The sequence below is a fragment of the Mycobacterium paraseoulense genome (assembly GCF_010731655.1).
Classification (GTDB): domain Bacteria; phylum Actinomycetota; class Actinomycetes; order Mycobacteriales; family Mycobacteriaceae; genus Mycobacterium; species Mycobacterium paraseoulense.
The window spans coordinates 3,820,575-3,845,370 of sequence record NZ_AP022619.1; the positions used below are offsets into that span (position 1 = coordinate 3,820,575).

The 24,796-nt window shown below is 67.8% G+C and carries 27 protein-coding genes, 1 tRNA gene and 1 pseudogene; 10 read left to right on the forward strand and 19 right to left on the reverse strand.

From position 1 onward, the window contains the following. Window positions 1–58: 58 nt before the first annotated feature. The 7 genes from G6N51_RS17730 to G6N51_RS17760 form a co-directional block, all read right to left on the reverse strand. Complete coding sequence (locus G6N51_RS17730) at window positions 59–1,060, reverse strand: LLM class flavin-dependent oxidoreductase (protein WP_083171752.1); 1,002 nt, start codon at window positions 1,058–1,060, stop codon at window positions 59–61. Window position 1,061: 1 nt separating this feature from the next. Continuing rightward, window positions 1,062–1,541 carry a VOC family protein gene (locus G6N51_RS17735; protein ID WP_083171753.1) on the reverse strand — a complete coding sequence of 160 codons (480 nt, stop codon included), beginning with the start codon at window positions 1,539–1,541 and terminating at the stop codon, window positions 1,062–1,064. 15 nt (window positions 1,542–1,556) lie between these two features. Beyond that, window positions 1,557–2,306 (reverse strand): SDR family NAD(P)-dependent oxidoreductase, encoded by a 750-nt coding sequence (locus tag G6N51_RS17740; protein ID WP_083171754.1) that lies wholly within the window; start codon window positions 2,304–2,306, stop codon window positions 1,557–1,559. Next, window positions 2,303–3,544 carry an MBL fold metallo-hydrolase gene (locus G6N51_RS17745; protein ID WP_083171755.1) on the reverse strand — a complete coding sequence of 414 codons (1,242 nt, stop codon included), beginning with the start codon at window positions 3,542–3,544 and terminating at the stop codon, window positions 2,303–2,305. Before G6N51_RS17745 ends, G6N51_RS17740 begins: the two co-directional genes overlap by 4 nt. 19 nt (window positions 3,545–3,563) lie before the next feature. Continuing rightward, window positions 3,564–4,826, reverse strand: a complete 1,263-nt coding sequence (locus G6N51_RS17750) for a sulfotransferase family protein (RefSeq protein ID WP_083171756.1) — start codon at window positions 4,824–4,826, stop codon at window positions 3,564–3,566. A 70-nt stretch (window positions 4,827–4,896) separates the two neighbouring features. Beyond that, window positions 4,897–5,283 carry a DUF2237 family protein gene (locus G6N51_RS17755; protein WP_083171757.1) on the reverse strand — a complete coding sequence of 129 codons (387 nt, stop codon included), beginning with the start codon at window positions 5,281–5,283 and terminating at the stop codon, window positions 4,897–4,899. An 85-nt stretch (window positions 5,284–5,368) separates the two neighbouring features. Further along, on the reverse strand, window positions 5,369–5,701 hold the full coding sequence (locus G6N51_RS17760) for a PE domain-containing protein (protein WP_083171758.1): 333 nt from the start codon (window positions 5,699–5,701) through the stop codon (window positions 5,369–5,371). Window positions 5,702–5,895: 194 nt separating this feature from the next. Here G6N51_RS17760 and G6N51_RS17765 point away from each other — a divergent pair, with 194 nt between their 5' ends. Further along, entirely contained in the window at window positions 5,896–7,029 is a 1,134-nt protein-coding gene (locus G6N51_RS17765; protein WP_083171759.1) for a glycoside hydrolase 5 family protein, read from the forward strand. Window positions 7,030–7,267: 238 nt separating this feature from the next. Here G6N51_RS17765 and G6N51_RS17770 read toward each other — a convergent pair whose 3' ends face one another. After that, on the reverse strand, window positions 7,268–7,747 hold the full coding sequence (locus G6N51_RS17770; protein WP_174814326.1) for a CAP domain-containing protein: 480 nt from the start codon (window positions 7,745–7,747) through the stop codon (window positions 7,268–7,270). Between the two features lie 217 nt (window positions 7,748–7,964). On the opposite strand from G6N51_RS17770, the gene mtf2 reads away from it, so the two are divergent. Next, the gene (gene mtf2 / locus G6N51_RS17775) at window positions 7,965–8,765 is read left to right on the forward strand and encodes a fatty-acid O-methyltransferase Mtf2 (RefSeq protein ID WP_083171845.1); all 801 of its coding nucleotides are present in this window, start codon (window positions 7,965–7,967) and stop codon (window positions 8,763–8,765) included. 20 nt (window positions 8,766–8,785) lie between these two features. On the opposite strand, the gene G6N51_RS17780 is transcribed toward mtf2, so the two are convergent. The 3 genes from G6N51_RS17780 to G6N51_RS17790 form a co-directional block, all read right to left on the reverse strand. Further along, window positions 8,786–8,875 (reverse strand) — tRNA-Ser (locus G6N51_RS17780). Between the two features lie 29 nt (window positions 8,876–8,904). Continuing rightward, window positions 8,905–9,363, reverse strand: a complete 459-nt coding sequence (locus tag G6N51_RS17785) for a nucleoside deaminase (protein ID WP_083171846.1) — start codon at window positions 9,361–9,363, stop codon at window positions 8,905–8,907. A gap of 141 nt (window positions 9,364–9,504) precedes the next feature. Next, a complete protein-coding gene (locus G6N51_RS17790) occupies window positions 9,505–10,026 on the reverse strand; it encodes a tRNA adenosine deaminase-associated protein (protein WP_083171760.1) in 522 nt (173 codons plus the stop codon). Between the two features lie 136 nt (window positions 10,027–10,162). Between G6N51_RS17790 and G6N51_RS17795 the strand changes: the two genes are divergently transcribed. Beyond that, window positions 10,163–11,101 (forward strand): prephenate dehydrogenase, encoded by a 939-nt coding sequence (locus tag G6N51_RS17795; RefSeq protein ID WP_264054418.1) that lies wholly within the window; start codon window positions 10,163–10,165, stop codon window positions 11,099–11,101. On the opposite strand, the gene G6N51_RS17800 is transcribed toward G6N51_RS17795, so the two are convergent. The 5 genes and pseudogenes from G6N51_RS17800 to G6N51_RS17820 form a co-directional block, all read right to left on the reverse strand. After that, on the reverse strand, window positions 11,064–11,663 hold the full coding sequence (locus G6N51_RS17800; RefSeq protein ID WP_142274942.1) for a putative glycolipid-binding domain-containing protein: 600 nt from the start codon (window positions 11,661–11,663) through the stop codon (window positions 11,064–11,066). The two genes, G6N51_RS17795 and G6N51_RS17800, sit on opposite strands and share 38 nt — an antisense overlap. Further along, the gene (locus G6N51_RS17805; RefSeq protein ID WP_232078424.1) at window positions 11,660–12,391 is read right to left on the reverse strand and encodes an ABC transporter permease; all 732 of its coding nucleotides are present in this window, start codon (window positions 12,389–12,391) and stop codon (window positions 11,660–11,662) included. Before G6N51_RS17805 ends, G6N51_RS17800 begins: the two co-directional genes overlap by 4 nt. Further along, entirely contained in the window at window positions 12,388–13,074 is a 687-nt protein-coding gene (locus tag G6N51_RS17810) for an ABC transporter permease (RefSeq protein ID WP_083171762.1), read from the reverse strand. The genes G6N51_RS17805 and G6N51_RS17810 overlap by 4 nt, the downstream gene beginning before the upstream one ends. Next, window positions 13,032–14,175, reverse strand: a pseudogene (locus tag G6N51_RS17815) (ABC transporter ATP-binding protein). Before G6N51_RS17815 ends, G6N51_RS17810 begins: the two are co-directional and overlap by 43 nt. After that, on the reverse strand, window positions 14,172–15,119 hold the full coding sequence (locus tag G6N51_RS17820; protein WP_083171764.1) for an ABC transporter substrate-binding protein: 948 nt from the start codon (window positions 15,117–15,119) through the stop codon (window positions 14,172–14,174). The pseudogene G6N51_RS17815 and the gene G6N51_RS17820 overlap by 4 nt, the downstream one beginning before the upstream one ends. Before the next feature lie 99 nt (window positions 15,120–15,218). On the opposite strand from G6N51_RS17820, the gene G6N51_RS17825 reads away from it, so the two are divergent. Then, the gene (locus tag G6N51_RS17825) at window positions 15,219–15,566 is read left to right on the forward strand and encodes a LapA family protein (RefSeq protein ID WP_083171765.1); all 348 of its coding nucleotides are present in this window, start codon (window positions 15,219–15,221) and stop codon (window positions 15,564–15,566) included. Here the strand turns inward: G6N51_RS17825 and G6N51_RS17830 are convergent. Both G6N51_RS17830 and G6N51_RS17835 read right to left on the reverse strand, forming a co-directional pair. Next, on the reverse strand, window positions 15,563–16,609 hold the full coding sequence (locus tag G6N51_RS17830) for a phosphotransferase family protein (RefSeq protein ID WP_083171766.1): 1,047 nt from the start codon (window positions 16,607–16,609) through the stop codon (window positions 15,563–15,565). The two genes, G6N51_RS17825 and G6N51_RS17830, sit on opposite strands and share 4 nt — an antisense overlap. A 35-nt stretch (window positions 16,610–16,644) precedes the next feature. Beyond that, window positions 16,645–17,253, reverse strand: coding sequence for a histidine phosphatase family protein (locus G6N51_RS17835; protein ID WP_083171848.1), 609 nt, complete (start codon window positions 17,251–17,253; stop codon window positions 16,645–16,647). Window positions 17,254–17,356: 103 nt separating this feature from the next. On the opposite strand from G6N51_RS17835, the gene G6N51_RS17840 reads away from it, so the two are divergent. The 6 genes from G6N51_RS17840 (at window position 17,357) to G6N51_RS17865 (ending at window position 22,820) form a co-directional block, all read left to right on the forward strand. After that, window positions 17,357–18,019: a class I SAM-dependent methyltransferase gene (locus G6N51_RS17840; protein ID WP_083171767.1), complete on the forward strand. Its 663-nt coding sequence runs from the start codon at window positions 17,357–17,359 to the stop codon at window positions 18,017–18,019. Window positions 18,020–18,080: 61 nt separating this feature from the next. Then, window positions 18,081–19,127, forward strand: a complete 1,047-nt coding sequence (locus G6N51_RS17845; RefSeq protein ID WP_083171849.1) for a phosphotransferase family protein — start codon at window positions 18,081–18,083, stop codon at window positions 19,125–19,127. Window position 19,128: 1 nt separating this feature from the next. Beyond that, on the forward strand, window positions 19,129–19,893 hold the full coding sequence (locus G6N51_RS17850) for an SDR family NAD(P)-dependent oxidoreductase (RefSeq protein WP_083171768.1): 765 nt from the start codon (window positions 19,129–19,131) through the stop codon (window positions 19,891–19,893). 40 nt (window positions 19,894–19,933) lie between these two features. Further along, the gene (locus tag G6N51_RS17855) at window positions 19,934–21,241 is read left to right on the forward strand and encodes an acyl-CoA dehydrogenase family protein (RefSeq protein WP_083171769.1); all 1,308 of its coding nucleotides are present in this window, start codon (window positions 19,934–19,936) and stop codon (window positions 21,239–21,241) included. Then, window positions 21,238–21,849, forward strand: coding sequence for a TetR/AcrR family transcriptional regulator (locus tag G6N51_RS17860; RefSeq protein ID WP_083171770.1), 612 nt, complete (start codon window positions 21,238–21,240; stop codon window positions 21,847–21,849). Before G6N51_RS17855 ends, G6N51_RS17860 begins: the two co-directional genes overlap by 4 nt. Beyond that, a complete protein-coding gene (locus G6N51_RS17865) occupies window positions 21,849–22,820 on the forward strand; it encodes an NADPH:quinone oxidoreductase family protein (protein WP_083171771.1) in 972 nt (323 codons plus the stop codon). The genes G6N51_RS17860 and G6N51_RS17865 overlap by 1 nt, the downstream gene beginning before the upstream one ends. On the opposite strand, the gene G6N51_RS17870 is transcribed toward G6N51_RS17865, so the two are convergent. After that, window positions 22,810–24,690, reverse strand: a complete 1,881-nt coding sequence (locus G6N51_RS17870) for an alkyl/aryl-sulfatase (protein WP_163750920.1) — start codon at window positions 24,688–24,690, stop codon at window positions 22,810–22,812. The genes G6N51_RS17865 and G6N51_RS17870 overlap by 11 nt on opposite strands. Window positions 24,691–24,796 lie beyond the last annotated feature (106 nt).

Sequence of the window (24,796 nt, forward strand, 5' to 3'; positions counted from 1 at the left end):
CCTCCTATCCTTATCTCAGCTCGTACTTCGTTCGCGTACCCGAAATTCGCGGCCACATTCACGAGTGAGACTTGGATGTGGATCTCCTCTGAGTCAGTGCGGGCAACACCTTGTCGGTGAGCAACTGGACCGACTTCCACGCTTCGTCGGCGGGCATGCCGCCGACGAGGGGGTGCATCACCAGCGGCCCGTAGTTGTCGGCGTCGCGCACCTCGGCGATCAACTCGTCGGGAGTCAGGAAGCGGTACCGGCCCGACGCCCTGACCTCATCCAGCGTTTGCACGCCGGGCAAATGCATGAGGGACCGCTGGTCGGTTGACCATCCGCCGTAAGTGACTGCCTCCCAGAGGATGTGGTCACCGAGTTCCGCCCATGCGCGGTCGGGATCCTCGTGCAGGAATATCATCCCGCGGTTGACCGGCCCCGGCATGAGGATGAGCGGCGTCATCCCGGCGTCGGCACACAACTCGCGGTAGTAGGCCGCGATGTCGGGCAGGTGGTCGGCCAGGCTGAGCGGCAGCCGGAATCGTACCGCCCGTCGGGCCGTGGCGCGGGCGCCCCCGCCGACATACAGCGGAGGATGGGGTCGGGTCCAGGTGCCCGCGCAGATTCCCGCGTCGGCATCGGCGCCGGACCACACCGACAGCATTCTCGCGAGCAGGCTGTCCATGAGCGCGCCCCGCCGCGCGAAATCGGCTCCCAGAGTGTCATATTCGACAGTCCGGTAACCGAGGCCGACCGTGGTGTGCAGCCGTCCCCGGCTCATGTTGTCGACGAGCGCAATGTCCTCGGCGAGCCGCACCGGATTCCACAACGGGCCGAGCGCGCAGTCCACGCTGGCTATCAGAGTCGAAGTTCGGGCCAAGAACATCGCCGCAGCCATGATGGGATTGCAGCTCCACCCGTGTCCGGTCGCGTGATGCTCGTCGACGCTGATGGAGGTGATGCCATGCGACTCGCCCCACTGCGCCAGTTCGAGGGCGGCCGACAACAGCGCGCCCTGCGTGCGTGGTTCGCCGTGCGGGGAGGCGAAGTTGAAGCGCAACACCGTCAGCAACACGTCACGCCTCCCGTGGTGCGGCCATCGACTGGAGAAAGGCGGGAAAGTCGGGAAACAACGCGCGGTCGACGATCTCGATGCGGGCACCGAAAGCGTCCGTGTAGTACGCAAACAGCCCAAGCTCTGAGCCGGGCACTGCCGCGGTCATCTCGAGGGTGAAGCCGTTGGACTCCAGCGCCCGGCCGCTCTCGGCCAGGTTGTCACTGAAGTAGCCGAGGTGGTGGACCGCGTTGCCCGGGGCGGCCGTCCACGGGCTTCCGGGCACCTCTTGCACCAATTCGAGGTGCGGGCTCTGCAAGGAGTAGACGACCGTCGAGGTCAATTCGCGGACGCCGGTCGCGGTGCGGAACGGCAGGGTGTAGCTCATCGGGGTGATCCACCGGTAACCGGCCAGCGCGCTCAGCCTGGCCATCGCCGCGTCGAGGTCGGGCACGACGATACCGGTGTGGTAGAAATCCTCGGGTCGCAACGCAATCGCCATGTCACTCCTTGGGTTTCAGACGCAGTCCGATGCGGCGTCGACGACGAACAACGCGCCGCTGGTGTAACTGCTCTGCTCGGTGCACAAGAAGGCGATGGTCGGGGCGACCTCACCAACGGAACCGAAACGGCGCAACGGGATGTGCGCCAGCTCGGACTCCACCAATTCGGCCGAGCCCTGCATGGGTGCGGTCATCGGGGTGTCGATGGCGCCGGGCGCCACCGCGTTCACCCGGATCCCCTTGCCGGCCCACTTGACGGCGAGGTTCCTGGTGACGCAGACGACCCCGGCCTTCGCGGCGCCGTATCCGGGGACCAAGGGGACGGCCCGCAAAGCCGACATCGACGCCAGGTTGACCACGCTGGCGCCGCCGGCCGCGGTCGACGCCTTCAATGCGCGGTAGAGCCCGACCGTCAACCGGTACGGTCCGGTGAGATTCAGCGCGACCGACGCCTCGAACCCGGCTGGCTTCGATTCATCAAGGCCGCCAGGGAAATTAGCGCCGGCGTTGTTGACCAGCACGTCGAGGCCGGTGAACTTCTCCGCCAGCGCGTCCACCGAAGCCGGGTCGCTGATCTGCAGCTGGTGATAAGCCATGCCGGACAGGTCCACCTCGTAATCCGTCGCCGCCGGTTTGGTTCCGGTGACCGCGACGCGGGCCCCGGCATCACGGAACAGGACCGCGGTCGCGTGCCCGATCCCGCTGGTGCCGCCGGTGATTAGCGCCGTGGTCCCGGTGAAGTCGAAGCTCACGCGAGCCGTCATGAATTCCTCGCTATCTGGTTTCTGAGCCAGGCGCTTTCCCAGAAGTTCGTGCTGCCGGCCAGGAGTTGTTCGTGGGCCTCTCGAAGCACGGCCCGCGCCCCCGCATGGTCGGGGGGAAGGAGCTCGGCCAGGTGGATGGCTTGCAGTGGGCGGCCGGCGGCGAGGTGTTCCCGCGCCCGGTCCACCAAGGCGTCGGCACCGGCCAGCTCCACCACGTCGGCAGCGACGGCATCGAACCCGACCGGATAGAGCTCGGTGGTCGACTCGTGATGAAACCAGCCGGAGTAGTTCTCCCAGACGGCCCGCACGTCCCAGGCCACCTTTCCATACCCCTGCCCCACGTCATATTCGGCGGGCAAGGTGATCTCGCGCATGAGGGTGCGCACATCCTTTCCCGCATTCATCCCCGCGACGGTCTGGTCGTGGACGTACCGGATGGCGTCGCGCAGCCGGGACAGTTCGGCGTGGATGCGCTCGGCGCCCGCTATCGGCTCGAAATGGCCGGTCACCAGAAGGTCGGGCTGCAGGTCGCGCACCCGCTCCACCGAGGCGATGGCAGTTAGGGCGTCGCGATACCGGTCGCCGCGGATGGTGACCAGGTTGGGGATATGCCCGAACAGCGGGCCAAAGACATTCCCGCACAGGCATATCCGTTCGTCAGGCAGCCACACCACCAGGGAGTCGGTGGTTTCACCGCCGGGCACGGAGATCAGCTCCATTCGCCGGCCGCCGACCTCGAGAGTCAGGGTTTCTTCGAAGTCGAGGTCGACGACGGGAACGCTCTGCCCGGCCAACCGGGTGGTGCCCAGGCGCCGCTGAATGGCTTGGATCCCGGCTGCCAGGGTGTCCTTGAACGCGAAGGCGCTGCGGCTGGCGCGGTACGGGATGAGGCGCTCGTTGTCGTCGCGCCACAGCGTCCAGTTCGCCTGCGCGACCACCGTTGTCTTTTGGTCGCGCACGCTGTCCAAACCGCCGACGTGGTCGACGTGGCCCTGGGTCAAGACGATGTAGCGCACCGGCGACGGGTCGACGGCATCGAAGTTCGCGCGATGCACCGGACCCTCAAAACCCATGCCGGTGTTGACGATCACCCGGCCCTCGCGGGTGGTGAGCAGGTAGGCGTTCGAGAGCCCCGGTGAGCACCACAGCCCGGGCGCGATCTCTTCGGCACGGTCGGCGGCCGCGGGCCGCATGGCGTCGGCCCCGGGCCTGCTGCGGTATACCGGTTCGAAACTCATCGTTCTCGTTTGCCTCCGGCTAGCTCTCGGCCCGGACGTCGAACTTGTCGAAGTAGAAGTCGAAGCGTCGGCGCAGCTCGTCTGCCGTGATGCCGAAGTGCCGATGCAGGTCGTAGTTGACGCGACCGTGCTTGCCCCGCGGATTACCCTTCAGGTATTTCTGAAACAGCCCCCGCACCTTCGGCGTCAATTCGACACCGCCGCAGTGGTAAAGCCGTTCCAGCAACGGCATTTCGTTGCCGTTGAGCTGATGGAAGTTGATGTCGATGCTGCGTTCCGCCGGTATGAGTTCGCGGTCGCGCACGCATGCCCCGAGCAAGCTTTGCACCCGGTCGCTCCAATAGTCGAGCAGCCACTGCGGATCGATGCTCGTTCGGCGCAGTCGATCGGAGTAGGCCATCATCGTGATGGCCGACTGGATCACTGCGACGGGATCGCGATGCGTGAAAGCCACTGTCGCGTCTGGGAATGTCGCTATGAGCGGGCCGAGCTGCTCACAGTGTTGAGGACTTTTAAGGACCCAGGTCCGCGGACCCCGCAAGAAGGTCAATGCCTGCAGGACTTTCCGCAGGTATCCGTAGTGCCGGTTCTGGTCCAGGCGCAGGTAGTAGTCGCGCCAGTCCGGTACGCGCGCATGCCATTCCAGGACGTACGCGGCCATGTCGAGGTCGAGGAGTTCGACCTCCTCCTCGATCCCCTCGGGGAACCGGTCGTGCATCGCGGCGACGGCCGGGGCGCTGGCCATGAGCGCGTCGTGCTCGGCTTTCGCTCGGGCGTACCGGGGGTCGACCCCGAAGATGTCGGGGCCCCGGCCTCGAGCGGGGATGGGTTCCTGACTCTCCCAGTACGGCAGCGCCCGTCGGCGTGGATCGGCCGCGATGAGGTTGACCAGATGGGTGGTGCCCGATCGCGGCATCCCGACGACGATGAACGGCTTCTCGATCGCGATGGCTTCGATTTCGGGATACCGCTTGAGGAGCTCGGTCAGCGACAACCGGTTGCGCAGCAGTCGCACGATGCGCTGCCGCAGCGATGAACGCGTGAGCTGACGCAGACCCTCGTCGGCTTCGATCGCGGCGACGTGCGCGGCGAGCCGATCGCCGAAACCGTCGACGTCGTCGAGGTCATCTGCGCCCGCCTCCGCAACGGCCTCCGCCAACATCCGATCGATGTCGAAATCGACGACCTTGGCCTCGGTGAACTCGAGGATCTGGCGTTGGATGTCGGTGAGTTTGGGCGCGGTCAGGTCGTCGAAGTCGATGTCGTCGACGGCAGAGCCCACCGGATCCTCTTTTCGACGTGTCGTCGACGAAAAATATGACACAGACGCCAGACGCCGGCCGCCGCGGTCCCTACAGATTCGCCAAGTCGTCGGGCACGTCGACCTTGTGCTCCTGCAGCGCCTCCAGCGGCACCACCTCGAGGGTGCGCTCGTGGGTGGAGGCCAGCACCACCGGCGCGGCGCAGCCATCCTGGTGGGCCCGGAGCCAGTTCAGCGCGGTGACACACCATCGATCGCCGGGCAGCAGGCCGGGGAACCGGTATTCGGGAACGGGGGTGAGCAAGTCATTGCCGATGGAACGCTGGTGCCCCAGGAATTCGGCCGTCATGACGGCGCAGATCGTGTGCCGCCCGATATCCTCGGGTCCTGTCGAGCAACAGCCGTCGCGGTAGTACCCGGTAAGTGGCTCTGTGCCGCACGGTTCCAGCGGACCGCCTAACACGTTTCGATCGGGCACCGATTAAGTATCGCCCTCTCAGGGGTGAAGTTAGAAGTAACTTTGCCGACTGCCGGGGAGCAATTTTCCAGCCCGTGCCGGCTGTCTATCCGGCCTTCCGGTAGGTGGCCACCGGGCCGACGCCGAGCAGGCTGCCCGCCGCCGCGGCGTCGACCTCCGAATACATGCGGGCGATGTCGACAACCGCCGTGCCCGTGCGGACCAGCTCCTGTTGAGCGGTCGTATGCAGCGCGAGGAACGCGGCGGCCTCCGCGCCGAACGCGAGGGCCGCCTGCGCCGACACCACGTCGGCCCCGGCGGGCACCAACGCCGTGGTGGAAGGAGCCGCCATCGCTCCGGCCTGCATGCCCTGCACGGCACCACGGACGACGTCGGACCCGATGGCGGCGGCGGCCGGATCGAACGACAGTGCCTGCACGGGTCCACTCCTCAACACATCCGATGATCGCGTGAGAAGATAGTAGCAGTAGGCAACTATTTGCGTATGCAAAACTTTTTCTGAGAAAGAGTTAAGTGCCCCGGGTGACGGGGCGATAACAATTCCCACGTCAAGCTGGCGCGACGCGCTGAGCAAATCCCGGCGAAATCGCCCGGAAAACCTATCGTCACATCGTGCAACGACGAACGGCCCTCAAGCTGCCACTGCTGCTGGCGGCAGGCACCGCGGTGGCGCGAGCACCGCGCGCCTCGGCCGAGGAGCCGGGACGCTGGTCCGCCGATCGCGCCAACCGCTGGTATCAGGCGCAGGGCTTCCTTGTCGGGTCGAACTACATCACCTCCAACGCCATCAACCAACTCGAGATGTTTCAGGCCGACAGCTACGACCCGCGCCGCATCGACACCGAGCTCGGGTGGGCCCGGTTCTACGGGCACAACACCGCCCGGGTGTTCCTCCACGATCAGTTGTGGGCCCAGGATCCGCGAGGCTTCCAAACGCGGCTTGCGCAGTTCGTCGACATCGCGGCGCGCCACCGCATCAAGCCGCTGTTCGTCTTCTTCGACTCATGCTGGGACCCGGCACCCAGAGCGGGCCGGCAGCGCGCACCGAGGCCCGGGGTGCACAACTCCGGCTGGGTGCAGAGCCCCGGCGCCGAACGGCTCGGCGACCCGCGCTACGCCGGGATCATGCGAGACTACGTCACGGCCGTGATGACCCAGTTCCGCACCGACGACCGGATTCTCGGTTGGGATCTGTGGAACGAGCCCGACAACCCCGCGAAGCAGTATCGAAGCGTTGAGCGCAGCGACAAAGAGCAGTTGGTCGCCAACCTGCTTCCCCAGGTGTTCCGCTGGGCGCGCGCGGTCGACCCAAGTCAGCCGCTGACCAGTGGCGTGTGGCGCGGCGACTGGGGACAACCCCAGGGGCGCAGCGCAATCAGCGACATTCAGCTCGCCAACTCCGACGTGGTCACGTTCCACTCCTACGCCGAACCCGCGGGCTTCGAGTCGCGGATCGGCGAGCTCGCCCCGCTGGGTAGGCCGATCCTGTGCACCGAGTACATGGCCCGACCGCGGGGCAGCACCGTGGAGGGAATTCTGCCGGTGGCCAAGCGCCACAACGTCGGAGCCGTCAACTGGGGTCTGGTCGCCGGAAAGACGCAGACCTACTTCCCCTGGGAATCGTGGGACCACCCATACACCACGATCCCGAAAGTCTGGTTCCACGACCTGCTCGGGCCCGATGGCCGACCCTTCCAGGATACGGAGGCCCTGACGACGCGGAAGCTGGCCGGCAGCCAGGCCTGAGTCAGCGCGCCAACCGATCCGGCGCGCAATCCCCGGTTTCGGTCGGCGCGGCGGTGAGCGTCGCCGGGCTCGAGGTCGATTCGGTGTGGTGGTCAGTGCAGGCAGCACCGGTCATCACGAGCCCCGCTACAACGCCAAACCTCGTGACCGCACCAACGAGATACCCATCCAACGAAGCCACGGACCGACGCTATTCGACTGATCTGGCGAGCGATGAAATGTCCTGCACGGCAGAGACTTAGGAAGCCGCGAAGTCACCCACCACGGTCATTTTGTTGCCGTCCGAGGCGGTGGCGAAGCCGCCCGCCGTGAAAGCGCAATTCACGATAATCGCCCGGTGCGGGGGGCTTTGCATCCACGAGTCGAGGGCCTGGGTGGGATTCGCCGCTGACCCGGTGCCCCAGTAGACAATCTCACCCGTGGCGGGGGTCCTGGTGTAGCCGGCATCTGCGATGCGCGTCCGCGGCGACGAGCCGTCGGAACCGATGTGCCCGCTTATACCGGTGTGCAGCATATCGTCGGCGTGCCGCTGCGCCGCCACCCTCAAATGCGGGTCGTCTGTGAGCGGCCCGCACGGCTGGCGAAACCCGTTGACGCCGCTGTACAGCGCGGCAGCAGAATCGTCTGCGCGCGCGACGAATTCAGCAACGACGCCCGGAGCCGCCATGAGGACACTGCAAAAGGAGGAGATGGCGACGATCGCGGCTTTCTTCGTCATGTGGCCTCTTGCTGCGCGCCTGCAGTTGCCCGTGAGGCAATGCTATCCGCCTTCGACCGGGCCTGCCGAGAATCACAAGATTCTCCTCCGTTGCAGGTGACGGTCACGGAAAATCGGATTAAGTCGATCGCGGCAAATCCGATCAGCATCAAACTGGCCTTGCTATGCTCCGGCCATGGCGCTGCAGGGTCAACAGCGCGGCTTTCGTCGCCGCCTTCTGGACAAGGTCAGCGCGAAGTATGCGCAGTATGTTCACGAGTACTTATATCAACGGTTTTTCTACGGCTACTTAACGCGCAAGTTGTCCGCCGAAGATGTTCAGTTCCTCAATTACGGTTACGAAGAAGATCCACCGATGGGCGTTGCGCTTTCGCCCTCCGACGAGCCGAACCGGTATTTCATCCAGCTTTATCACCGCACGGCGGCTCAGGTAGACCTCCGCGGTAAGGACGTGCTGGAGGTCGGTTGCGGTCACGGCGGCGGCGCCTCCTACCTCACCCGCACCCTGCACCCGGCGTCATACACGGGACTGGATTTGAACTCGGCCGGTGTCGCCTTTTGCCGGCGAAGGCACAATGTGGCCGGCCTCGAATTTTTGCAAGGCGACGCCGAGAACTTGCCATTCCCCGACCAATCCTTCGACGCCGTGATCAATATCGAATCGTCACACCTTTACTCTCAGTTTCCCCGATTCCTCACCGAGGTGGTACGTGTGCTTCGCCCCGGCGGTCATTTTCTCTACGCCGATTTCCGCCTCACCGAGGGTACTGGCGCCTGGGAGGCACAATTAGCCGAAGCGCCGATGCGGCTTCTCTCGCAGCGGGTGATCAATCCAGAAATCATGCGCGGGATGGAGAAGAACTCACAGTGGTGGGTGACGGTGGTCAACGCACTTGTGCCCGCCTTCGCGCGCAGCTTCGCCGTCACCCGCGGCTACCGATTCGTATGGGATACGTACCAGGGTCTGCAAAGTGGCGGCACCATGGAATACCGGATGTACTGCTTTGCTAAGGCATGATCCCGCGTTGCAGTCAGTTTTGGCGGTGGCGGAGGGATTTGAACCCTCGGACGGTGTTAGCCGTCACACGCTTTCGAGGCGTGCTCCTTAGGCCGCTCGGACACGCCACCGCCGAGCAGCTTACCGAACCGTCGGCCTCTTACCCCAATCGCTGGCGGGCGAAGAACGCCTCCAGCGGTGCGGCGCACTCTTTGGCGAGGACGCCGCCGCGCACTTGCGGCCGATGGTTGAGCCGCCGATCGCGGACCACGTCCCACAGCGATCCGACCGCGCCCGTTTTGGGCTCCCACGCGCCGAACACCAGTCGGCCGATGCGCGCCAGGACGAGCGCGCCGGCGCACATGGTGCATGGTTCGACGGTAACGGCCAGCGTGGCCCCCTCCAGCCGCCAGCCGTCGCCGAGCGCGCCGGCAGCCGCGCGCAGCGCGAGGATCTCGGCATGCGCGGTGGGATCGCCCAGGGCTTCCCGGGCATTGACCGCACGGGCCAGCTCGGTTCCGTCGGCGCCAACGACCACCGCACCGATCGGCACGTCGCGGGGGCCCGCAGTCGCGGCGACCGCCAGCGCGGCGCGGATCAGGTCGTCGTCGCTTGCGATCACCGACCGCGGCTGCTGGCGGCGACCCGCTTCGCCCGGCTGCGTCATTCGTGGCGACCCGCTTCGCCCGGCTGCGTCATTCGTGGCGACCCGCTGCGCCCGGCTCCGCCGCGCTTGCGATCGCCACCACCGGCCTCGCGATCACCGACCGATGCGGTCGATCACGGCCGACAGCTGGTCGGCGAAGCCCATCTCCCGGGCGATACGGCCGAGCTGCTCGTCCGCGTACAGGTCGGCCTCGTCGAGGATGACGCCCAGGACCGCCTCGGGCAGCCCGATGTCGGACAGCAACCCGAGGTCGCCCTCCTCGAAGGGATCGGAATCCTCCAGGTCCTCGGGGTCGATGTCGGCATCCAGCTTGTCGAGGACCTCGGCGGCGATGTCGTAGTCCAACGCGGCGGTGGCGTCCGACAACAGCAGCCGCGTCCCCGACGGCGCGGGGCGCACAATCACAAAGAACTCGTCGTCCACGTCGAGCAGCCCGAACACGGCGCCGGCGCTGCGCAACTCCCGCAGTTCCGTCTCGGCGGCCTTGAGGCTCGTCAGCGATTTCCGGGCCATCGGGGCACACCGCCACTGGCCCTCCTCGCGCACAACCGCTACGCCGAAACCATCCGGCGTATCGGCGGACAGGCCTTGGGCAGGGGCCCGTTGTGCTCCCATGGCCGCTTACGGTAGTCGCAGACCAGCCCCCGTGACCAGATGGAGCCGGACACGGCAGCATCTGGACGCAGCATCGCCGCCGGGTTATGCCAACCTTGCTTTTGTGGCTCGCCCTTTTTCTCAACCACCGGTATGCGTGCTCGGGCTGGGGCTGATCGGGGGCTCGATCATGCGGGCCGCCACGGCGGCCGGCCGGGAAGTGTTCGGCTACAACCGGTCGGTGGAGGGCGCGCACGGGGCCGCCGCCGACGGTTTCGACGCCACCACCGACCTCACCGCGACATTGACCCGCGCCGCCCAGACCGACGCGCTGATCGTGCTGGCGGTACCGATGCCGGCGATGGCCGGCATGCTCGCCCACATCGGCGAACTGGCCCCGGCCTGCCCGTTGACCGACGTCACCAGCGTCAAACGGGCGGTGCTCGACGAGGTCGTAGCGGCCGGTCTGCGGCAGCGTTTCGTCGGCGGCCACCCGATGACCGGCACCGCGCATTCCGGTTGGGCCGCCGGTAACCCCCACCTGTTCACCAGGGCGCCGTGGGTGGTCAGCGTGGACGACCACGTCGACCCGACGGTGTGGTCCATGGTGATGACGCTGGCGCTGGATTGCGGCGCGGTGGTGGTGCCGGCCAAGTCCGACGACCACGACGCCGCGGCGGCGGCCATCTCGCACCTGCCGCACCTGCTCGCCGAGGCGCTGGCGGTCATCGCGGGAGACGTCCCTCTGGCCTTCGCGCTGGCCGCCGGCTCGTTCCGGGACGGGACGCGGGTGGCAGCGACCGCCCCGGACCTGGTACGCGCGATGTGTGAGGGCAACTCCGACCAGCTGGTGCCGACGGCCGACCGGGTCATCGAATTGCTGAGCCGGGCTCGCGAGTCGCTGGCCGGGCACAATTCGGTGGCCGAGCTTGTCGAGGCCGGGCACGCGGCGCGGACGCGCTACGACAGCTTCCCGCGTTCCGACATCTTCCACGTCGTCATCGGCACGGAGAACTGGCGCGAGGAGTTGGCCGCCGCCGGCCGGGCGGGCGGGGTGATCAGATCCGCTCTGCCAAGCCTGGATAGTCCACGATGAACCCCTCTTCGTCGACGCTCACCGTGGTGTCGGCGACCGGGGAGCGCAGTTTGATGCCGTCGGCGCCGCCCGAGCTGGTGTAGCTGACGACTTCCGGAGTGATCGACATCTCGGGCAGGTTGACGTACACCACCGGCAACGTGACCGGGTCTGCCCGTTCATGGAGGCCGAGCCGCCGGATGGGTAGCGCGTTGAAGAACGGGCTGAACACCACGTCGCAGTCGAGGGCACCTTGGTAGGCCGCGCGACGCTCGCCCTGATGGTCGGTGACCAGCCACATGTTCTCTTCGTCACGGGCGATCGACAGCACGCGTTCCCGCTCGGCCAGCGTGACCGTCATCCCGAGCCGCTTGGTGGCGCCGGTCTCGTCGGTCTGCAGGTCGTAGTACGCGCCGAATGCCGGGTTGGTTGCGGTGGCTGCGGCCACGATGCGGCCGTTGGCCTTGATTCTCTTGCCGGACACCTGGATTCGTACCGATTCCATCCGCGATACGTCCTGTGCACGCCAGGTGAGCATCGCCTGCCACACGCGCCGAGTCGAATCAGAGGAATCTGCGTTCACTCATCTACCGTAAATCGTGGCCGCCAACCGTGACGTACCTGCCCGGTCCTCACCCCTCGGGCGGCCTTGCGCAGCCGGCCGGTGCCCGGGACCGACGCCCACACCGTCAACGCCAGCAGCCCGTCGAGCGCGAGCGCCAACGCGGCCACCATCAAGGCGCCGACCAGGGCGAGGTGAAACTCGCGCTCCTTGATTCCGTCGATCAGGTACCTGCCCAGGCCGCCGAGGCTGGCGTAGGCCGCGACCGTCGCGGTGGCGACCACCTGCAGCGTCGCGCTGCGCAACCCGCCCAGGATCAACGGCAGCGCGTTGCGCGCCTCCACCCGCACCACCTGGGCCTCCGTCATGCCCATCGCCCGGGCGGCGTCGACCACGGCCGGCTCGACACTGGCGATGCCCGCATACGTGCCGGCCAGCAGCGCCGGGACACCCAGCAGCATCAGGGCGACCAGCGGCGGCCCCAGGCCCAGCCCGAACATCAGAGTCCCGAGCAGCAGCACGCCCAGCGTCGGCAGCGCCCGCAACCCGTTGACCGCGCCCACCACCAGCAGGGTGCCGCGGCCGGTGTGCCCGATGATCAGCCCGGCCGGGACGGCGATCAGGGCCGAGGCGCCCACGGCGGCGGCCGTGTACTCGAGATGCTCCAAGACGCGCGCCGCCAGCCCGACCGGGCCGGTCCAGTTGTCGAGGGTCAACAGGTAGGCGACGGCCCGCTGCACGAAGTTCATCGCGCGCCGCCCACGATGGGGGCCACCACCGACCGTCGGCGCGCGGTGCGCCCCGTGCGCTCCCACGGCGTGGCCAGCCGGCCGGCCACCACGATCAGCGCGTCGATGACGACCGCCAGCACGAACAGCGCGATGATGCCCGCGAGGATCTGGTCGCTCTTGTTGGTCTGGTAGCCCTCGGTGAACCAGGCGCCCAGGCCGCCGATGCCGATCACCGAACCCACCGAGACCATCGCGATGTTGGTGACCACCACCACCCGCAACCCGGCCACCAGCACCGGGATAGACAGCGGCAGTTCGACTTTCAGCATGCGGGCGATCCGCGAGTAGCCGACCGCGGTGGCGGCGTCGCGCACCTGGGCCGGCACCGCGTCCAGCGCTTCGAGCACCGCCCGCACCAGCAGCGCCGCGGTGTAGGCGGTCAGCGCGATCATGACATTGGCCTCGTCGAGGATGCGGGTCCCGATGATCGTCGGCAAGACCACGAACAGCGCCAGCGACGGGATGGTGAACACGACGCTCGCGGCCGCCGTCGTCAGCCGGCGCGCCACCGGTGCGCGCCGCACCGCCGCCCCCAGCGGGACCGCGACCGCCAGGCCGATCAGCACCGGCACCAACGACAGGCGCAGATGGATGACGGTCAGCGCCCAGGCGTCGTCGAGGTGGGTGAGCAGGTAGTGCATGCGAATTCCCCGTCAGGTCCTTCGCCGGGTTTCCACCGCGGCCAGCACGTCGCCGGCCAGCACACCGCCGATGACCCTGCCCCCGTCGTCGACCGCGACGCCCACGCCCGACGGCGATGACAGCGCCGCGTCGAGCGCGTGACTGAGATTCCCGCGGGGCCGAAACAACGAGCCGATGCCACTCATGCTGTCGGACAGTGACGCACCGGCTCGATGCCGGCGCAGCCCTTCGCTGTCAATCCAGCCAAGCGGCGCGCCCGCACCGTCGACCACCACCGCCCAGCCGTCGGGTGGGGTGGCGGGCAGGTCGTCCGCCGGTATCCGCTCGACGTCGTGCAGCGGTAGGCCCGTCGCGTCGATGAGTTGTAACCACCGATAGCCGCGGCCCAGGCCGATGAACCTGGCCACGAAGTCGTTGGCGGGCCGCGAGAGCAGCCGCGCGGGTTCGTCGTACTGCTGCAACGAGCCCGCCCGAAAGACCGCGACCTGGTCGGCGAGCTTGAGCGCTTCGTCGATGTCGTGCGTGACGAAGACGATCGTCTTCCGCAATTCGCTTTGCAGGCGCAGAATTTCGTTCTGCAGCTCGAGACGGACCACGGGGTCGACGGCCGAGAACGGCTCGTCCATCAACAGGATGGGCGGGTCGGCGGCCAGTGCACGCGCCACGCCGACGCGTTGTTGCTCGCCACCGGAGAGCTGCGCGGGGTAGCGGGTGGCCAGCTTGGTGTCGAGCCCAACGCGTTCGAGCACCTCATAGGCGGCGGCGCGGGCCGCCCGGCGGGACTGCCCTTTCAGCACCGGAACCGTTGCGACGTTGTCGATCACCCGCAGGTGCGGCATCAGGCCGGCGTGCTGGATGACATAGCCGATGCCCAGGCGCAGGCGCACCGGGTCGAGGGTGGACACATCCACACCGTCGACGGTGATGGCGCCGGACGTGGGTTCGATCATGCGATTGACCATGCGCAGCGCCGTGGTCTTACCGCTGCCCGACGAGCCGACGAAGACGGTCAACTTCCCATTCGGGATCACCAGGGTCAACCGGTCGACCGCGGTGGTTCCGTCGGCGAAGGCCTTGCTCACCTCGTTGAAGACGATCATTGGCCGACTGGGTGGTTGAAACCGTTGTCGCGCAGCCATTTCCGCGCGGCCTGATCGGGATCGACGCCGGAGTTCCCCGCCACCGCGGCGTTGAGTTCAGCCACCCCCGCGGTGGTCAGCCTCGCCGACACGGCGTCGAGCACCTCTTTGAGCCGGTCCGACTTCTTCTGCGAATTGACCAGCGGCACAATGTTACCGGCCAGGAAGTTGTGTTCGGGGTCTTCGAGTACCACCAAGTGCTCCTGCGGGATGGCCGGGGACGTGGTGAAAACGTTGGCGGCGTTGACCCTTCTCTCCACCAGCGCGCGCACCGTCACCGCGCCCCCACCATCGTTGATCGCGACGAAGTTGCCCGGCCTGATGTCGAGCCCGTACTTCTGCCGGAGTCCGGGCAGGCCGGCCGGCCGGTTCGCGAACGCCGAAGGCGCCCCGAACCGCACGTCCGCCGAATGCGACGCCAGGTCGGCGATCGTCTTCAGCTTCCAGGAATCGGCCGTCCCGCCGGTCACGGTCACGGTGTCGGTATCGGTGGCCGGCGAGGGCGTCAGGATTGTCAGGTCCCCAGGGAGTCTGCGGTCGAGCTCCAACTCGACGGCGTCGAGCATGGTTGCCGTGGACTCGGGCGCAAAGTAGAGCAGCAGGTTGCCGATGTACTCCGGCACCAGGTCGATCGAATGGTCTTTCAGTGCGGGGATGTAGGTCTCTCGACTACCGATCCCCATCCGCCGTCCGACGTTGAATCCGTTGGCCTGCAACGCTTGTGCATATATCTCGGCGATGATCTGTGATTCCGGGAAGTCGCCGGACCCCACGACGATGGACTTGGGGCTGCGGACCTCGGCGCTCAGGGGATCCGAACTGCTGCACGCCGCGAGAAGACCGATGGCCGTGAGCCACACCGCCGCTTGGATGATCGCGCGGTGCGCGCGCGACAGCATCCTCATACCGCCGACACTAACGCCCGAATCGCCCGTGCGGCGTGACGAGCTGGCCGGTTGCGCCGTTTGGTTTCATTCTGTGCCGGATCGGACAAAGATGACAGTATGAGCAGCCACCCCCCTGCCTCGCCCAGCCAGCCGCCGCCCAACCCCCCGGCCAAGACCGGCGCGGCGCCCAAGGAACCGGCTATCCGGTTCACCCGCGCGGGCGCGCTGTGGTCAGCGCTGATCGCCGGCTTCCTGATTCTGATCCTCTTGCTGATCTTCATCACCCAGAACACGGCGGAGACGCCCTTTACGTTCTTGGGCTGGCACTGGAACCTTCCCCTGGGGGTGGCCATCCTGCTGGCGGCCGTGGTCGGCGGGCTGATCACGGTGGCCGTCGGTACCGCGCGAATGCTGCAGCTGCGCCGGGCCGCCAAGAAACACCACGCGGCGCGCGGTAGGGGCTAGCCGGGCAGCTTGGCCAGCTCCCCCAGTCCCCGGGAAATCAGCGGCGCCACGACCTCCGGCATGTGGTCGGAGTCCATCCCGCGAGCCTGGTCCGACATCCGCCTGCGGAAGTCGATGCCGGCGGCGATGATGGCGAGCTTGAAGTAGGCAAGCGCCATGTAGAACTCCCAATGCGCCAACGGCAAACCGGCGGCCAGCGAATACCGGTCGGCCAGCTCGTCGGCCGTCGGCAGCAGCGGTGAGGTCCAGGCGGCCTGTGCGTTGACGATCAAGTCCAGTGCGGGGTCGCGGTACACGCACATCAGGGCCGCGTCGGACAGCGGGTCGCCCAGGGTGGACAGCTCCCAGTCGACGACGGCGCGCACCTTGGTGGGGTCGTCGGCGTCCAGGATGGTGTTGTCGATCCGGTAGTCGCCGTGCACGATCGACGTGCGGCTTTGCTGGGGAATGGCTTTTTGCAGACCGGAATGCAGGCGTTCGACGTCGGCGTCGCGGCGGTCGTCGGGCAGCCGCACCAATGCCCACTGCGAACCCCACCGACGCACCTGTCGCTCCAGGTAACCGCTGGGCTTGCCGAAATCGGCCAGCCCGACGGCCTCGGGGTCGACGGTGTGCAGGTCGACGAGGACGCGGACCAGCGAGTCGACGCAGCCCTCGATGACGGTGTGGCTGAACGCTTCGAGCTGGGCGCGACGGCGCACCACCTGGCCGGCAACGAATTCGACGATCTGGAACGGCGCGCCCAGCACCGAGTCGTCCTCGCACAGCGCGATCGCGCGCGCCACCGGGACGGGGGTGTCCCGCAGTGCGGCGACGACCCGGAACTCACGGGCCATGTCGTGCGCGGACGGGGTCAGCCCGTGCAACGGCGGGCGCCGCACCAGCCAGCTGGTGGCGTCGTCGTAGACGCGGAACGTCAGATTGGAGCGGCCACCGGAAATGAACTCCGCGCGCAACTCGCCGTCGCGTCCGATGCCGAGCGAACGCAGGTAGGAGTCCAGCGAGGCCAGGTCGAGCCCCTCGAGTTGGTCAGCTGAAGTCACCGGACTTGTTTACCATCGCCGGGTCCCGACCCGGCTCACCACCGTTGATTTCGCGGTAGCAGGTCCCAGACGTGCTCGACTCCGTTGACCCCCGCCACCGTCGCCTGACCCGATCGCGAGAACAGCAGCCGGGTGATCGAGGCGTAGTCGACCGGAAAGGACAACAACCGGGACGTGCCCAAGATCTGGTGCAGCAGGACGTTGATCACCCCGCCGTGGCTGAACACCGCGACGGTGTCCTCCGGGTCGGCGACGGCGACGAGGTCGTCTACCGCCGCGCGAACCCGGGCGAGAAACGCGTCCTCGTCGACCGCGCTGGGCAGGTGCCCCTGGGCCAGGCGCGCCCACTCTTCCGGCCTTTCCTCGCGGATCTGCTCGACGGGAATGTAGATCGGCAGGTCGCGGTCGTATTCGGCGAATCGGTGGTCGATCTCGACGGTGAGCTCCCGCGCCGCCGCGACCGGCTCGGCGGTCTGGATGGCGCGCCGCTGAGGGCTGCTCACCACCCGGGAGATGGGAAATCGGTCCAGTGCCTTGGGTAGTCGCTCGATCTGTGCCAGTCCCTCGTCCGACAGGTGCGGGTCGGAGCCCTGCCCGTGTTCGCTGCGCAGCGGCAGCGCGTGCCGGACCAGAAGCAATTGCATGTGTTCGTTCCTGTCTGTGGTGGGCGCGACGTGTTCATTCAAAGCACGCATCCCGGCGCCCGCAAAATGGGGCGCAGGATAAGACCGATCTCGAGGAGGACGAATGACCGAGCCGGGCATGGATTGGGACGCCGCGTACCGGCAGGAGACGCCGCCGCCGTGGAGCATCGGCGGGCCGCAGCCCGAGCTGGCGGCACTGATCGACGAAGGCAGGATTCGCAGCGAGGTGCTGGACGCCGGTTGCGGCCACGCCGCCCTGTCGCTGGCGCTCGCCGAGCGCGGCTACACGGTCGTGGGCCTGGACAGCAGCGCGACCGCGATCGAGTCCGCGGCAGCCGCTGCCGCGGACCAAGGACTGGACACCGCGACATTTGCGCAGGCCGACGTCACCAACTTCCGTGGCTACGACGGGCGCTTTTCCACCATTGTGGACAGCGGCCTGTTCCATGCGCTGCCGCCGGAGAAGCGCCAGGACTATCTGCAGTCCATCTTCCGGGCGGCCGCCCCCGGGGCGGCGCTCTACATTCTGGCCTTCGCCGCCGGAGCGCTGGGCGACGCCGATCAGGGAGGCGCGCCGCGCGGTTTCGCCGAAGCCGAGCTGCGCGAGGCCGTTTCGACGCTGTGGCGGGTCGACGATGTGCGCCCGGCGAAGGTCTTTGGCAACGCTCCCGCGTCTGCCGACGGCCCGCTGGCCCATGTGGAGCGCGACGGCGAAGGCCACTTCATGGCCCCCGGGTTTCTGCTGACCGCCCACAAGCCGGACTGATGAGAAAGCCCGCCGGGCCGACGGAGAATGCTATTCTCCGTCGGGAGAGCGGGGTGTGCGGATGACGACGGTAGGCCAGGCCCAACTGGACGCGGGCGTTCTCGCTCGCTGGCTGGATGCGAACGATGCACCCGGACACGGCGAGCAACCGCGGCTGGAGCAGCTGAAGGGCGGTTCGCAGAACACGCTGTACCTGGTCGAACGCGGCGGCGAGCGGATGGTGCTTCGAATGCCCGGTGTCCGGGCCGACGCCGCGCGCATCGACGGCTTGCTGCGCGAGATCCGGCTGGTGCGAGCGCTGTCCGGCACCGACGTCCCCCACGCGGCCCTGATCGCCGCCGACGACACCGGCACCGTGCTGGGTATGCCGTTCTACGTCATGGCGGCCATCGACGGGTGGAGCCCGATGGACGGCGGTTGGCAACCGCCGTTCGACACCGACCTCGACGCCCGGCGGGGGCTGGCCTTCGAACTCGTCGAGGGCGCGGCCAAACTGGGGCGGGTGGACTGGCGAGCCCACGGCCTCGACGGTTTCGGCCGCCCGGACGGATTCCACGAGCGGCAGGTCGACCGCTGGCTGGCGTTCCTCGACGCCTACCAGGTGCGCGAGCTGCCCGGCCTGCACGAGGCCGCGGACTGGCTGCGAAACAACCGGCCCGCGCACTACCGGCCGGGCATCATGCACGGCGACTACCAATTCGCCAACGTGATGTTCGCCCACGGCGCGCCGGCGCGGCTGGCCGCGATCGTCGACTGGGAGATGACGACGGTCGGCGACCCGCTGCTGGATTTGGCGTGGTGCCTGCTGGGCTACGACGGTGAAGAGCCACGGGCCGACGGGTTCTATCTGGACATGGGCGGCATGCCCACCCGAAGCGAATTGCTGCGGCACTACGAGACGGTCAGCGGGCTTTCCACCGAGAACATCGACTACTACCTGGTGCTGGCCAATTGGAAGCTCGGCATCGTGCTGGAAAAGACCTACGCTGCGGGAGTGCGCACCGGCAAGGTCGACCCGAAGGTCCAAGACGCCTTCGCGACGATGATCCCCCAGCTGATCGCGGCGGCGGCCGAGCTCGCGCGCTCGCTGCCCTCCGGGGGCCGCTGAAATGGGTTATGCGGACCGGCTTTTCGATCTGACCGACCGGGTCGTTCTGGTCACCGGCGGCAGTCGGGGGCTGGGCCGTGAGATGGCGTTCGCCGCCGCGCGTTGCGGCGCCGACGTCGTGATCGCCAGCCGTAACATGGACAACTGCGTGGCCACGGCGAAGGAGATCGAGGCGGAAACCGGGCGCTCAGCCATGCCATATCAGGTGCACGTCGGGCGCTGGGATCAGCTCGACGGCTTGGTCGAAGCCACCTATGACCGGTTCGGCAAGGTCGACACGCTGATCAACAACGCCGGCATGTCACCGCTGTACGACAAGCTGACCGACGTCACCGAGAAGCTGTTCGACGCGGTGGTCAACCTCAACCTCAAGGGCCCGTTCCGGTTGTCGGCCTTGGTGGGCGAGCGGATGGTGGCGGCCGGCCGCGGGTCGATGATCAACGTGAGCACGGCCGGGTCGCTGCGGCCAACGCCCGACATCGTCCCGTACGCCGCAGCCAAGGCCGGGCTCAACGCCATGACCGAAGCCCTGGCGAAGGCGTTCGGGCCTACGGTGCGGGTCAACACGCTGATGGCCGGCCCGTTCCTCACCGACGTGAGCAAGGCCTGGAACCTCGAGGCGGCCCGGGGCAAACCGTTCGGCCACCTGGCGCTGCAGCGGGCCGGGGATCCGGCCGAAATCGTCGGGGCCGCACTGTTTCTGGCATCCGACGCATCCAGCTTCACCACCGGTTCGATACTGCGCGCCGACGGCGGGCTTCCCTAGCGCGGCGGGTCGCCACCAACGAACGAGTAGGAGCACGCCAATGTCCTGGGACTTCTCCACCGAGCCGGAATTTCAGCACAAGCTCGACTGGATCGGCGACTTCGTCCGCCAAGAGGTGGAGCCGCTCGAGGTGCTGTTCCCGGGTTGCGAGTTCCTGCCGTTGAACGACGAGCGCCGCCGCATCGTCGACCCGCTCAAGCAGCGGGTCCGCGACCAAGGCTTGTGGGCACCGCATCTGGGGCCCGAACTTGGCGGCCAGGGCTTCGGAGCCGTCAAGCTGACGTTGATCAACGAGATCCTGGGCCGCAGCCCCTGGGCGCCGATCGTTTTCGGCACGCAGGCACCCGACACCGGCAACGCCGAGATCATCGCCCGCTTCGGAACCCAGGAACAGAAGGACCGTTATCTCACCGGGCTGCTGTCCGGGGAGATCTTCTCATGCTTCTCGATGACGGAGCCGCAGGGTGGTGCCGACCCGCGGGTCTTCCGCACGCGCGCCTTCCGTGATGGTGACGACTGGGTGATCAGCGGGCGAAAGTACTTCTCCTCCAACGCCTCCGTCGCGTCGTTCTTCATCGTCGTCGCGATCACCGACCCCGACGTACCGGTCCACCGCGGCGCCTCGACGTTCCTGGTGCCCGCCGGAACCGAAGGCCTGACCATCGAGGCAACCCACCACCTGGTCGGCGCGCTGCCGCACGAACCCGGGCATTCGCTGGTGCACTACGACGGGGTCCGGGTGCCGTCGGACGCGCTGCTGGGCGAACCCGGTCAGGGCTTCATGATCCTGCAGGCCCGGCTGGCCGGTGGTCGGCTGCATCACGCCATGCGGTCGATCGGACTCGCCCAACGCGCGGTGGAGATGATGGCCCGCCGCGCGAAAAGCCGTTTCACTCAAGGCAGTTCGCTGGCCGACAAGCAGCTGGTGCAGGCGTTCATCGCCGACTCCTACACCGAACTGATGCCGTTCCGGCTCGCGGTGCTGCACGCGGCGTGGCTGATCGACACCGCCGGCGAGCACGCCGCCCGCGCCGAGATCGGCGCCTGCAAGATCCTGGCGTCGCAAGTGCTCAAATCGATTGGGCTGCGCGCGATCCAGGTGCACGGCGCGCTGGGCACCACCGACCAGCTGCCGCTGGTCAACGTGCTGCTCGGCGGGGTGGCGCTCGGTCTGGCCGACGGGCCGACCGAGGCCCACAAGGTCAACCTCGCGCGGCTGCTGCTCAAGGGATACGAGGCCGAGGACGCCGAGTGGCCCAGTGAACTCCTCGACATCCGACGGGAGGCTGCGCGCACTAAGTACGGCGACCTCGTCGACCGGGTGCCGGCGCTGCCCGATTCGCCGTGAGCAGCAGGGTGACCGCGGCGGTCGAGCGGGCGCTCGACGACCGCCAGCGGGAGGCCACCGAAGAGGTGGAGCGCATCCTGGCCGCCGCGGTGCGCGTCATGGAACGGGTCGCTCCCGAACCGCCGCGGGTGAGCGACATCGTCGCCGAGGCCGGCACGTCGAACAAGGCGTTCTACCGGTATTTCGCCGGCAAGGACGATCTCATCCTGGCCGTCATGGAACGCGGGGTGGGCATCGTCGTGTCCTACCTCGAACACCAGATGGCCAAGGAGAGCGAGCCGCGCGACCAGGTGGTGCGCTGGATCGAGGGCACGCTGGCGCAGGTGGCCGACCCGCACCTGATCAGCATGAGCCGCGCGGCCGCCGGGCAGATGTCACCCCGCACGGATTGGCCGGCGGCGGATCAGGAGATGATGCGGCCGCTACGGGATCTTCTCGTCAAGCCCGTTGTGGCGCTGGGCAGCACGGACGTCGAGCGCGACGTCGAGGCGGTGTTCAGTTGCACCGCGGCGTCCATGAGGCGATACATCGGGTCGGTCGATCAGCCCGGACCCGACGACATCGCGCACCTGGTGGGTTTCTGTCTACGCGGTTTGGGGGTCAGTTGATGCGCGCGGTCGTCTGTCGTTCCTACGGCGCCCCGGAAGACCTGGTCCTCGAGGACGTCGACGAGCCGGTCCCCGGGCCCGGACAACTGCTGGTGCGGGTGCGCGCCGCCGCGGTCAACTTCCCCGACGTGCTGTTCATCGCCGGCAAGTACCAGGTCAAGATCCCGCCGCCGTTCATACCGGGCAACGAGATCGCCGGCGAGGTGATCAAAGCGGGCGACGGTGCGCCGTTCGAGCCGGGACAGCGGGTGTCCGGGACCACGTTCGGGGCATTCGCCGAACGGGCGCTGCTGGACGCCGGCCAGGCCGCGCTCATGCCCGACGACGCCGACTTCGCGGCGGCCGCGGCCTTCGGCGTGACCTACCGCACCGCGTATCACGCGCTGCGCTCGACCGCGGCGGTGGCAGAAGGGGATTGGGTCGTGGTGCTGGGCGCCGCGGGCGGCGTCGGGTTGGCCGCGGTCGACCTGGCGGTCGCGATGCAGGCCCGGGTGCTGGCGGCGGCGTCGAGCCCCGAGAAGCTGGACCTGTGCCGGCAACGCGGTGCCGAGGCGACGGTCGACTACGACCGCGAAGACTTGAAGTCGCGCATCCGCGAGCTCACCGGCGACGCCGCCCGAGTGGTCATCGACCCTGTCGGCGGGCCGTACGCCGAGCCGGCGCTGCGTGGGCTGGCGCGCGGCGGCACCTTCGTCACACTGGGCTACGCCGCGGGCACCATACCGGCCATCCCGCTCAATCTCGTTCTCCTCAAAGACATCTGCGTACGCGGCATGGAGATACGCACCTTCATGACCGACCACCCCCAGGAAGCGGCCCGCGACATGCGGGAGCTAGCGGAGATGTTCGCCGCGGGAACCATCCGCCCGTACATCGGTGCCCGATTCCCCTTGTCCGAAACCGCCGCCGCGCTGCGGCATGTGGCCGACCGCAAGGTGTTGGGCAAGGTCGTCATCGACGTCACGGGGTGACGATGTTGAACCCCGGGTCCGGTTGGTCCAGCGCACCGAGGAAGGCCCGCAACGCGGCCTGGTCGCCGGAGATCTGCAGGCCCGGGGAGGAAAAGTCGCCGAGCGCCGCGGTCAGGAGCCGAGATTTGCTGTCCAGCTGGACCGTAACGGTCGCCGTCGCGGGTTCGGGCGCCACCTTGCGGTGAACGAGCACCCCGTTGCGCAGGGTGAGCCGGTAGTTGGCGGCCAGGTCGGCGAAGGCGATGTCGATGGCGAGGTCCAGATCCCAGCTGCGCGGCCCGTCGACCCGGATGGCGAGGCTGTCGAAGATCTGCTCGGGGGTCAGCTGGGACAGCATGGTGGGCGATGTGGCCTGGGTCGCGGTGCCGAAGTTCTCGCCGCGCAATTCGGTTGCGCCGCTGAGGAAGAAGTTGCGCCACGTCGCGTTTTCGGCGCCGTAGGCCAGCTGTTCGAGCGTGTCGGCGTACAACGCGCGCGCGTCCGCATGGCCGCTGTCGGTGAATATCACATGGTCCAGCAGGGTTGCCGCCCAACGGAAGTCGCCGGAGTCGAACGCCGTTTGGGCCAGCCCGACGACCCGGTCGATTCCGCCCATCGCCTCGACGTAGCGGGGCCCGAGGGCCTCGGGCGGATGCGGCCACAACCGGGCGGGGTTGCCGTCGAACCAGCCCATGTAGCGCTGGTAGACGGCCTTCACGTTGTGGCTGACCGAGCCGTAATACCCGTGGGTGTGCCAGGCGCGCTCGAGCGCCGGTGGCATCTGGAACATCTCGGCGATCTCGACCCCGGTGTAGCCGCGGTTGAGCAGTCGCAGCGTCTGGTCGTGCAGGTAAGCGTAAAGGTCGCGCTGCAGCGAGAGGAACTCGACGATGCTCTCCCGGCCCCAGGTCGGCCAGTGGTGGGAGGCGAACACCACGTCGGTGCGGTCGGCGAAGGTGTCGATCGCCTCGGTCAGGTACCCGGACCAGGCATGCGGGTCGCGTACCAGGGCGCCGCGCAGGGTCAGCAGATTGTGCAGGTTGTGGGTGGCGTTCTCGGCCATGCACAACGCGCGAAAACGCGGGAAGTAGAAATGCATTTCGGCGGGCGCCTCGGTGCCCGGCGCCATCTGGAACTCGATCTCCACCCCGTCGATGGTGTGCCTCTCGCCGGTCTCGCGGACGTCGATGGTGGGCACGATCATCGCCACCTCGCCGGTCGACGGCGCCTGGCCCAGGCCGCAGCCGACCTGGTCCTGCGGCCCGCGGGGCAGCAGGGTGCCGTACATGTAGGTCGCCCGCCGCGCCATGGCCGGACCCGCGTAGACGTTCTCTTGCACCGCGTGCGCGACGAAACCCTCCGGCGCCAGCACCGCGACCGCGCCGGCGTCCACGTCCGCCTGTGAGGTGACGCCCAGCACGCCGCCGAAGTGGTCGACGTGGCTATGGGTGTAGATCACCGCGACGACGGGACGGTCACCGCCGCGGTGGGCACGGTACAGCGCCAGCGCCGCCGCCGCGACCTCGGTGGACACCAGCGGATCGATGACGATGATGCCGGTGTCGCCCTCGACGAACGTGACATTGGAAATGTCGAAGCCGCGGACCTGGTAGATGCCCGGAACCACCTCGTAGAGGCCTTGTTTGGCGGCCAGCGTCGACTGCCGCCACAGGCTGGGATGCACCGATGTCGGAGCGGGGCCGTCGAGGAAGGAGTAGGCGTCGTTGTCCCACACCACGCGGCCGTCGGCCGCCTTGATGACGCACGGGGACAGGGCGGCGATGAACCCGCGATCGGTGTCGCGAAAGTCCGCGTCGTCGCGCATCGGCAGTGCGTGCGCGCCGTGCGCCGCCTCGATGACTGCGGTGGGGGGTTTGTGCTGCACGCCAATACAGTGCCACCGACGTGCCATTCCCGAGGCCCTTCGACGCATCCGGTCAAGCGACCGACCGCCACAGAGACAAATTACGCGGAACCCCACATCTTCGGCTCAGTTA

What these genes read in the sequence shown, in the direction of transcription:
- G6N51_RS17735 (WP_083171753.1), bottom strand. Translation starts at nt 1,541, where the DNA reads ATGGCGATTGCGTTGCGACCCGAGGATTTCTACCACACCGGTATCGTC.
- G6N51_RS17740 (WP_083171754.1), bottom strand. Translation starts at nt 2,306, where the DNA reads ATGACGGCTCGCGTGAGCTTCGACTTCACCGGGACCACGGCGCTAATC.
- G6N51_RS17745 (WP_083171755.1), bottom strand. Translation starts at nt 3,544, where the DNA reads ATGAGTTTCGAACCGGTATACCGCAGCAGGCCCGGGGCCGACGCCATG.
- G6N51_RS17770 (WP_174814326.1), bottom strand. Translation starts at nt 7,747, where the DNA reads ATGACGAAGAAAGCCGCGATCGTCGCCATCTCCTCCTTTTGCAGTGTC.
- G6N51_RS17790 (WP_083171760.1), bottom strand. Translation starts at nt 10,026, where the DNA reads ATGGGAGCACAACGGGCCCCTGCCCAAGGCCTGTCCGCCGATACGCCG.
- G6N51_RS17805 (WP_232078424.1), bottom strand. Translation starts at nt 12,391, where the DNA reads ATGAACTTCGTGCAGCGGGCCGTCGCCTACCTGTTGACCCTCGACAAC.
- G6N51_RS17810 (WP_083171762.1), bottom strand. Translation starts at nt 13,074, where the DNA reads ATGCACTACCTGCTCACCCACCTCGACGACGCCTGGGCGCTGACCGTC.
- G6N51_RS17820 (WP_083171764.1), bottom strand. Translation starts at nt 15,119, where the DNA reads ATGAGGATGCTGTCGCGCGCGCACCGCGCGATCATCCAAGCGGCGGTG.
- G6N51_RS17825 (WP_083171765.1), top strand. Translation starts at nt 15,219, where the DNA reads ATGAGCAGCCACCCCCCTGCCTCGCCCAGCCAGCCGCCGCCCAACCCC.
- G6N51_RS17835 (WP_083171848.1), bottom strand. Translation starts at nt 17,253, where the DNA reads ATGCAATTGCTTCTGGTCCGGCACGCGCTGCCGCTGCGCAGCGAACAC.
- G6N51_RS17840 (WP_083171767.1), top strand. Translation starts at nt 17,357, where the DNA reads ATGACCGAGCCGGGCATGGATTGGGACGCCGCGTACCGGCAGGAGACG.
- G6N51_RS17845 (WP_083171849.1), top strand. Translation starts at nt 18,081, where the DNA reads ATGACGACGGTAGGCCAGGCCCAACTGGACGCGGGCGTTCTCGCTCGC.
- G6N51_RS17850 (WP_083171768.1), top strand. Translation starts at nt 19,129, where the DNA reads ATGGGTTATGCGGACCGGCTTTTCGATCTGACCGACCGGGTCGTTCTG.
- G6N51_RS17855 (WP_083171769.1), top strand. Translation starts at nt 19,934, where the DNA reads ATGTCCTGGGACTTCTCCACCGAGCCGGAATTTCAGCACAAGCTCGAC.
- G6N51_RS17865 (WP_083171771.1), top strand. Translation starts at nt 21,849, where the DNA reads ATGCGCGCGGTCGTCTGTCGTTCCTACGGCGCCCCGGAAGACCTGGTC.